This is a genomic window from Pseudoalteromonas sp. G5_S1_14_S5 (assembly GCF_054968605.1).
The window spans coordinates 34567-42239 of record NZ_JBQKUM010000045.1 but is presented as its reverse complement, the minus strand read 5'-3'; the positions used below and the strand labels follow the sequence as shown (position 1 = coordinate 42239).

7 protein-coding genes are annotated in these 7673 nt (G+C 44.5%); 5 read left to right on the top strand and 2 right to left on the bottom strand.

Features of this window, described 5'->3' with window-relative positions; all coding sequences use genetic code 11:
* Positions 1 to 21: 21 nt before the first annotated feature.
* Positions 22 to 1203 (bottom strand): MFS transporter, encoded by a 1182-nt coding sequence (locus tag ACTRWI_RS14330; protein ID WP_499132303.1) that lies wholly within the window; start codon positions 1201 to 1203, stop codon positions 22 to 24.
* A 324-nt stretch (positions 1204 to 1527) separates the two neighbouring features.
* On the opposite strand from ACTRWI_RS14330, the gene ACTRWI_RS14325 reads away from it, so the two are divergent.
* Both ACTRWI_RS14325 and ACTRWI_RS14320 read left to right on the top strand, forming a co-directional pair.
* Positions 1528 to 2742 (top strand): multidrug effflux MFS transporter, encoded by a 1215-nt coding sequence (locus ACTRWI_RS14325; RefSeq protein WP_499132301.1) that lies wholly within the window; start codon positions 1528 to 1530, stop codon positions 2740 to 2742.
* A 37-nt stretch (positions 2743 to 2779) separates the two neighbouring features.
* On the top strand, positions 2780 to 2980 hold the full coding sequence (locus tag ACTRWI_RS14320) for a hypothetical protein (protein WP_499132300.1): 201 nt from the start codon (positions 2780 to 2782) through the stop codon (positions 2978 to 2980).
* 188 nt (positions 2981 to 3168) lie between these two features.
* Here the strand turns inward: ACTRWI_RS14320 and ACTRWI_RS14315 are convergent, their stop codons facing one another.
* The gene (locus tag ACTRWI_RS14315; RefSeq protein ID WP_499132299.1) at positions 3169 to 3870 is read right to left on the bottom strand and encodes a lipoate--protein ligase family protein; all 702 of its coding nucleotides are present in this window, start codon (positions 3868 to 3870) and stop codon (positions 3169 to 3171) included.
* Between the two features lie 223 nt (positions 3871 to 4093).
* On the opposite strand from ACTRWI_RS14315, the gene ACTRWI_RS14310 reads away from it, so the two are divergent.
* The 3 genes from ACTRWI_RS14310 to ACTRWI_RS14300 all read left to right on the top strand — a co-directional run bounded on the left by ACTRWI_RS14310 (position 4094) and on the right by ACTRWI_RS14300 (position 7631).
* Positions 4094 to 4993: a homocysteine S-methyltransferase family protein gene (locus tag ACTRWI_RS14310; RefSeq protein WP_499132297.1), complete on the top strand. Its 900-nt coding sequence runs from the start codon at positions 4094 to 4096 to the stop codon at positions 4991 to 4993.
* Positions 4994 to 5105: 112 nt separating this feature from the next.
* Entirely contained in the window at positions 5106 to 6116 is a 1011-nt protein-coding gene (locus tag ACTRWI_RS14305; RefSeq protein ID WP_008216023.1) for a Gfo/Idh/MocA family protein, read from the top strand.
* Positions 6117 to 6125: 9 nt separating this feature from the next.
* Positions 6126 to 7631 (top strand): SgrR family transcriptional regulator, encoded by a 1506-nt coding sequence (locus ACTRWI_RS14300; protein WP_499132294.1) that lies wholly within the window; start codon positions 6126 to 6128, stop codon positions 7629 to 7631.
* Positions 7632 to 7673: the final 42 nt, after the last annotated feature.

The window sequence follows — 7673 nt, the reverse complement described above, 5'->3', positions numbered from 1 at the left end:
TCGCGTTAGGTGGCCGTGACATTAGCGCCAGCTAAACATTCGTACTTCGTTGCCCTCTTCTGGCTTCTTAGGAATATTCAAAGACAGCGCTAAAGAAACCACAGCCATTGCTGCACCAATGTAGAACACTGTCGCAGGCGAAGATAGCCAAATCACACCGAAGACAACAGGAATGACAACCGCCGCAATATGGTTGATAGTGAAAGACACGCCCGCGGTGGAAGCCATATCAGCCGGATCGGCAATCTTCTGGAAGTAAGTTTTGATTGCTAGAGCGAGAGCAAAGAATAGATGATCGACCACGTACAAAGCTGCCGCCCATTCTGCACTTTGCACCAAGCCGTAACCGACAAACACGCCTATCAAACCCACGTACTCGAAGATAAGCGCTTTACGCTCGCCCACTACACCAATGAACTTACCGATTCGCTTAGCAAACAAGAAGTTAAACAGGTAATTAATTAAGAACAGTAGAGTAACGTCTGCCGCTGAGTAACCGAACTTCTCTACCATCAAAAAGCCTGCGAATACGGTAAATATCTGTCGTCGGGCCCCACTCATGAAGGTCAACGCGTAGTAGAGCCAGTAACGCTTTCTCAGCACCAATTTCTTATTTTGTTGAATCTTGGTTTGAAATTCAGGGAAGCCAAAAGTCATCACTAGCACCAGAACAAAACCTAGGCCGCCAGTAATGCCATAGACCCAAGCGAAATCGAGCTTTAACTGCTCCAACATAACCCAAATAGAGCCATAGGTGATCAAAGATGCGAAAGCACCAACCGAGATCATTTTACCCAGCATCTCTGGGGCTTCTTCTTTGCTCAGCCATTGTAGGGACAAAGATTGCTTGAGGGTTTCAAAATAATGAAAGCCTGTCGACATCAAAATGGTGGTAAACAAAAGGCCGGTAAGTGAAGGGAACAAGCCAGTAATCGCAGTACCGATAGTAAGCATCGCGAGCGATACCAACATAAAGCGCTGCTCGCGGATGAAAGCCAGCACAAACACCACAGTAAAAGCTAAAAAGCCTGGGATTTCACGAACACTTTGTAGCAAACCGATATCAGCACCGTCAAAATTCGCTTTCTCTATCACGAAGTTGTTCAGCAGAGCCATCCAGCTCGAAAACGCAATAGGTACAACAATAGAAATCAATAATAAAAAGTTTTGCGGCGTTTTCCAGTTCGCCTTCGATGCACTCATAACAACCAAATCCTAAATGGTAATGTTACATCATACTCTGCTTTTCTCTTGAGTCACAAATCATTAACACTTCTGGAGAAGTTAAAATGACACGGCTTTAATCGTTTGCATAGGGGAGCGTGAAAACAGCAATCGACACCTTGAAATGATGAAATATTATGTTACATTTACACCCTGCTTGATCACAACCAAGTGACGGGAATGACAACCACGCGTAACACTCCTCTCTATTACGCGCCTCCCAATATCAAAATTTCATTCTAAGCCTACCTACACTTGCAGCGTCTGCGCTTATGACTTGTATAATAACTCATTGGATTAACTATGTTTCCCATCTCTCATGAGGGGAAGTGGTTTCGATTTTTAATGGTATTCATATTCCTTGGTGCTGCCATGGAGACGGATATTTATCTACCCACATTTCCCGATATACTGAACGACTTCAACACTGACGCGGTTATGGTGCAGCGCATTCTGAGCTATAACTTTATCGGCATCTGTATTGGTTCCTTACTCTATGGACCACTATCGGATCATTTTGGTCGCCGAAAGATACTAATGTTTGGTTTTAGTGTCTTTCTTGCTGCAAGTATCGGCTGTATTTATGCTTCGAGTATCGAGCAATTACTGGCGTTTCGACTGCTTCAAGGCTTTGGCAGTTCAGCGTGTGTGATCGTCGGTACCGCAATGATCTTTGACCTGTTTGATGAAGAATCCGCCGCCAAACTGATTGCCGATCTCAACACGTTAGTGGTCAGCTTGATGGCTTTTGCACCTTTTATTGGCGGCTGGATAAGTCTCCATATGGGGTATAAAGCAAACTTTGTCTTTATCGCCATTTTAGTACTGCTTTCTGCAGCCAATTGTTTCTTCTTCTTGCCTGAATCTTTGAGTAAAGATAAACGGAAGAAGGTCGCGCCTAAGCGAATAGCAAGCGACTATAAAACCGTATTGTCTTCGTCAGCCTTTTGGTACAACACGCTAGTGACGAGCTTAATTCTTGCCGCTTATATGATATATGTTTCCAACATGTCGTTATTGTATATAGAACAATTAGAAGTCAGCCCTGATCAGTTCCCGTTTTTCCAAATGGCAACACTGGGCACATTCGTCTTGGTGAGTTTGAATAACGCACGCTTAATCGATAGGTTTGGTATCGATAAATTAAAAAGTACTGGGCTTGGCTTAATATTTACCACCACGCTCATCTTTTTCTTATTGCCGTCTGAGCAACTTAACTCACCATTCATCCTAACAGGGACGATGTGCTTGTTTTCAATAGGTGCAGGGTTATCGATTGGATTGTTCTTTGCGAAATCGATGCAAGTTTTTCCAGATCTAACAGGGATCGCAGCATCACTGGTAACAGCTATTCGTCTATTTATCGTTTCTGCAGCGATTGATTTAGGCAGTAATGCGTATGAAGGGACGTCGGAGTCAGTCATACATGTGATGACCGCTGTCGTTGCCTTTTTAGCGGCTATCTCCTCAGTCAATTACTGGCGTCAAAGCCGGTTTAAGCAGGCTGAAAGCTCTTGATTAAACAGCTCAACAAATAGCGGATGGATTGATAACGTTGGTAGAGCATAACGAAAAAGCCCTGCAAAAGCTGGGCTTAATTCATAGTAACCTAATCGAATTTATTCAGCAGTTTGACATCGCAATTTACAGCGACACCACTACTGCTGTATGTACGTTTTCCATCCTTACCGAACTTAGTGAGCTTCACCCTAAGGTCTATGATGCCTTAGGCATTTCGCAGGATGAGTGTATCTAAAATCCCGAAAAAAGCATGAAAGTGTTCAACAAACACCCGTGCTTAGATTGTAGAGCAGAATTTAGATTAGTCATAACTCATTCTGACTTGAGTTATGACGCGATCGTTCAGGTAAGGAATCATTTAGATTCCTTACCTTCAAGAAAAGTTATCCGCCGAATCCCATTGATTCCGGCAGGTACAGAGCACTATACATGCTTAATAAAAGCTTGGCTCAGCAGCTGAAAGAGTGAATCTACGTTGGGCATGGGCGTCACATGTTCAGATAAAAGCGTGTGAACGTGTGGCTCTACAACGATTGGGTTACCACAAATTTGATTGTAAAAGTTCACTGGCTCAACGATGTGTTCTAAGTATGCATCTAACAAAATACAGGCTTGGGACAGTACTATTTGACCGCCTCCTCGTTTCAGCAAAACCCGTTGAGCCGTCCCCACTATTTTTTGCTTGTTGATGTTAAGGTTGTAATCGCCATCGCAATAAGAACCTGGAGTTGCGTGCACATCGACATCAACGCCTAACTCTCTAAAAAATTGAGTTAATACATCACATAAATGTAGATAGGCTTTTTGAATATTATACGCTTCATCGCTCGGCCAATGATAAATGTGCGATAGGTTAATCACACCGGGTAGCTGGGGAACGGGCGCACCACCCGTTTTACGAGAAGAGAGTTGCCAACCTTGTGAATCGAGTTGCTTTCTAGACTCCAACGTCACTGGCCACTTGTTACCAGCAGGCAAAACAAGTGTCGGTGTTTTGGCTTGCCACAACATTAAGGCTTGCCCAATCTCACCATTTTGAATCTGCTGCAATAGCTCATCTTCTTTTTCAAACGCACGATCAACATCAATGTGCGGGTAACGCACGAGCTTATTCGTTAACTTCAATGCAATTTCCTCTACAGCTTGTTGGGTTCAAGTTAATCATTGACCCTAATAATATATCCCCCTAATCCAATACAACATAGCGCCAGTGGTGCATTATTTTATTATTCCCATAAATGCGGTATCGGCTTAGTTAATAACCTAGCGTTGGGACTACTTTAGTCAAGCAAGGTTGTCTGATATGGTGACAGCAGAACTTCAGCAATTGTTTTAGATAGTATTGAATATGAAAACACTCACCATACTTGATGGCGGCATGGGCCGAGAGCTCAAAAAAATTAGCGCGCCGTTCTCACAGCCTCTTTGGAGCGCTCAAGCGCTGATTGAAGCCCCAGGTTTTGTTAGCCAAGCGCACCAAAACTTTATCGATGCTGGCGCTGAAATCATAACCACTAATAGCTATGCGTGTGTGCCTTTTCATTTGGGTGAAGAACTGTTTGCACAAAGAGGATTTGAGCTAGCAGCGCTGTCTGGCAAATTAGCTAGAGCAGTTGCTGACCAAGCGCCTCACACGGTCAAAGTGGCAGGCTCTGTTCCACCGCCATTTGGCAGCTACCGACCAGACTTATTCAAAGTCGCAGAAGCGGCATCTATCATTCAAACCCTCTACGATGCACAAGAACCAAATATCGATCTGTGGTTAGTCGAAACCCTATGCAGCGTACAAGAGTTTGAATCCATTCATGGGGTACTCAAGCAATCAACGAAACCGTGTTACTACGCCTTTAGTTTAGAAGATACCAAAGGCGACTCTGCATCTATTCGTTCTGGTGAGAGCGTAAAAGAAGCCGTCAAGCTTGTTTGCCAGTCTAACGCGACAGGCATCATGTTCAACTGTTCAGTACCGGAAGTGATGGATCTAGCGATTATAGAAACCAAACAGGTAATGGATGAGTTAGGCCAAGATCTAGAAATCGGTATCTATGCAAATAACTTTGCTCCGATCAGCAGTGAACATGAAGCGAATGACATGCTTCAAGAAATGCGCGAGTTAGATGGCCAAGGTTACTTAACCTATGCAAAACGCTGGCATGCCCTTGGCGCGAATATTATTGGCGGGTGTTGTGGCATCGGACCAAAACATATTAAAGCCCTAGCGGATTGGAGGCGTTCCGCACAAATCTAAAGCCACCGCTTCGGTTAAAATAACAAAAATAGAGAACAGATTGAAAGATCTGTTCTCTATTTGTTTGTGACGCCCTAAGTAAACTGAGACAAAACAACGATTGGAGTAAGTGATGAGTGACACGCAACGTAAGATTAAATGGGGTATCGCAGGGCTCGGCAATATCGCGAATAGATTCGCCACAGCGCTAACAGAGCACTGCTCATTTGGCGAACTCTACGCGGTGTCAGCACGCGACCAATCAAGAGCGGCTCTTTTTGCTAATAAGTTTGATTGCGATAAAGCTTATGGTTCTTATGAAGCCATGGCTCAAGATCACGATGTTGAAGCAGTGTACATTGCCACAGTACACCCGTATCACAAACCTCTAGCCAAACTATTTCTAAGCCATAATAAGCACGTCTTGGTAGAAAAACCTGCTTTTACCAACCTTGGTGATTGGCTAGAAATGAAAGCCCTGGCAGAACAAAATGGCGTAATGTTGCTAGAGGCAATGAAGACCGTCGTATTCCCAGCTTATCGCGAGCTTACATCGTTTTTAACCAGCAACCAGATTAAGCTTGATTCGATAGAAGCCAGCTTTGGTAATGAGCACGACTACGACCCTAACCTGTTTATCTTCAACCCGGATTTAGCCGGCGGGGCAACACTTGATGTTGGAGTGTATGGTCTGTGGTTCTTCTACGATTTATGTCGCACTCTTGAGATTACGCCTTCTCTACCTAAAGTCGAAATGTCGAGCCTCTATGAAGGTTCGAATGTAGATACCGATTCATGCTTCCAGTTCTCTGGAGGGATCAACGCGACCATATCAGCTTCGACGGTAAGAAACTTGCCACGCGCAGCGCGATTAACAGGCCCAGATATCGCCATTACGATTAAAGAGAAGTGGTGGAACCCAGCCCATATAACGGTGGAGTACAAACAAGAAACCTTCACCATCGAGCACCCCATTCAAGGTAATGGGTTCGAGTATCAAATCGAGCACTTCTCGCAACTTGTATTAGAGGGAAAACTTGAGTCTGATATCCTAAACTCAAAGATAAGTGCACAGGTTCTTGAAACCATGGAAAAAGCACTCGCTGATGCCGGCTACCAACACTTAACTCAACCTAACATTTAGGAATTCGAATTGGGCAACATAAAGCGCAAGCTTGAACTGTACGAAAAGATATTTCAGGCTTTTGGGCCTGGGGTATCACGCTGCCAAGTCAGTCAAATCGCAACGCTTCTACATGTGAGTGAGCGTCACGTTCAAACCCTACTCAAAGCAATGACAGCGCAAGGCTGGATTGAGTGGCAAGCCAGTTCAGGACGCAATAAAAAGGCACAACTCACGTGTCTGATTGAACCGATGGAAGCGTGCTACCAATACGCACAAAGCCAAGCAGATTCCGGCAACATCGAGCAGGTTTTCAGCACCTTAAGCTTTAATGGACGGAATGCTGGTAAGGAACTGCAAGCCTTTCTAAATAGCGCTAGTCAATCGGCGCAGAGCGTCGCGTACATTCCCTTTCACCGTGAGCTCGAAGCGCTTCACCCTCAGCGTGTGCTGAGACGTACCGAACGTTTCTTAGTGATGCAGATTTGCCAACGTCTCACCTCTGTACAACAAGGTAAATTATATAGCGACTTGGCTTATCATTGGCAACCCAATGAAGACGCAACAATCTGGCGTTTCCAAATTCGTGATGGTGTGCAATTCCACAATGGCCGAACACTGGAAGCTCAAGACATCGCACACTGTCTGAGTTTACTCGCTTCAAGCAAGTTATGGCATCGCTGCTATCAACATATTGCTGAAGTCTCTGCGTCTTCAGGCAACATTATCACAATAAAACTCAGCAAGACGGATTGGCATCTACCCCGATTACTTGCTAGAGCCGAAGCATCGATTTTTGAGCCTAATTCTGTCGATAGGTTGGTCGGTTCCGGTCCATTCTCATTGGCGATATTCTCAAACAAGATGCTAAGACTGAACCGCAATGATGCTTATTCAAGTCAGGTTCCGATACTAAATCGAGTCGAATTATGGGTTTACCCAGAGTGGGCAGAGAGTAAAGCGTGTGCTCAAAATCAGGTGTGCGTAAAAATGCCTGAAAAGACACTCAAAGTTGGCGAGTACAGCTGTGCACATGCGCGAGTTCACGGCTCTACTTTTTTCAAAATTCAAAATCCAAAGTTGTCTTCTACCAACCGAACATTCACCGTCGAAGACACCTCGGAATGCCAAGCTTTTTTCAAGAAATCTTCAGCGCCTGGTGAGACTAAACTCACCGTCGAGTATGGGGATTTTTCAACGATAAAAGACGCTGCTTTATGCAGCATTATCGATGAAAACCACTCATTCTCTTCTTGGTTAGGCTTCTTCACCCGTTTCCCTTTCGAAGATTTGTCGCTACCCGTTGAGATGCTCGCAAACATCGAGCAGGCTTTAACCTCAATTCAGTGCGAACCAGACTTCGAGCAAGCCGCCATAACGCTCTTGAAACTCAAATGCTGGCTATACAAGACTGAAGTTGTGGTCGAGCTTAAGCAAGAGGCATTCAATCTAGAAGTATCTGAAAAAATACGCGGAGCAAGAGTAAATGGATTCGGTTGGTGTGACCTCGATAAGTTGTGGGTTAGCCATATTTGATTCTATCTTTAATAGAGATAAGTCATTGTACATATAGACTTA

What these genes read in the sequence shown, in the direction of transcription:
- ACTRWI_RS14330 (WP_499132303.1), bottom strand. Translation starts at nt 1,203, where the DNA reads ATGAGTGCATCGAAGGCGAACTGGAAAACGCCGCAAAACTTTTTATTA.
- ACTRWI_RS14325 (WP_499132301.1), top strand. Translation starts at nt 1,528, where the DNA reads ATGTTTCCCATCTCTCATGAGGGGAAGTGGTTTCGATTTTTAATGGTA.
- ACTRWI_RS14310 (WP_499132297.1), top strand. Translation starts at nt 4,094, where the DNA reads ATGAAAACACTCACCATACTTGATGGCGGCATGGGCCGAGAGCTCAAA.
- ACTRWI_RS14305 (WP_008216023.1), top strand. Translation starts at nt 5,106, where the DNA reads ATGAGTGACACGCAACGTAAGATTAAATGGGGTATCGCAGGGCTCGGC.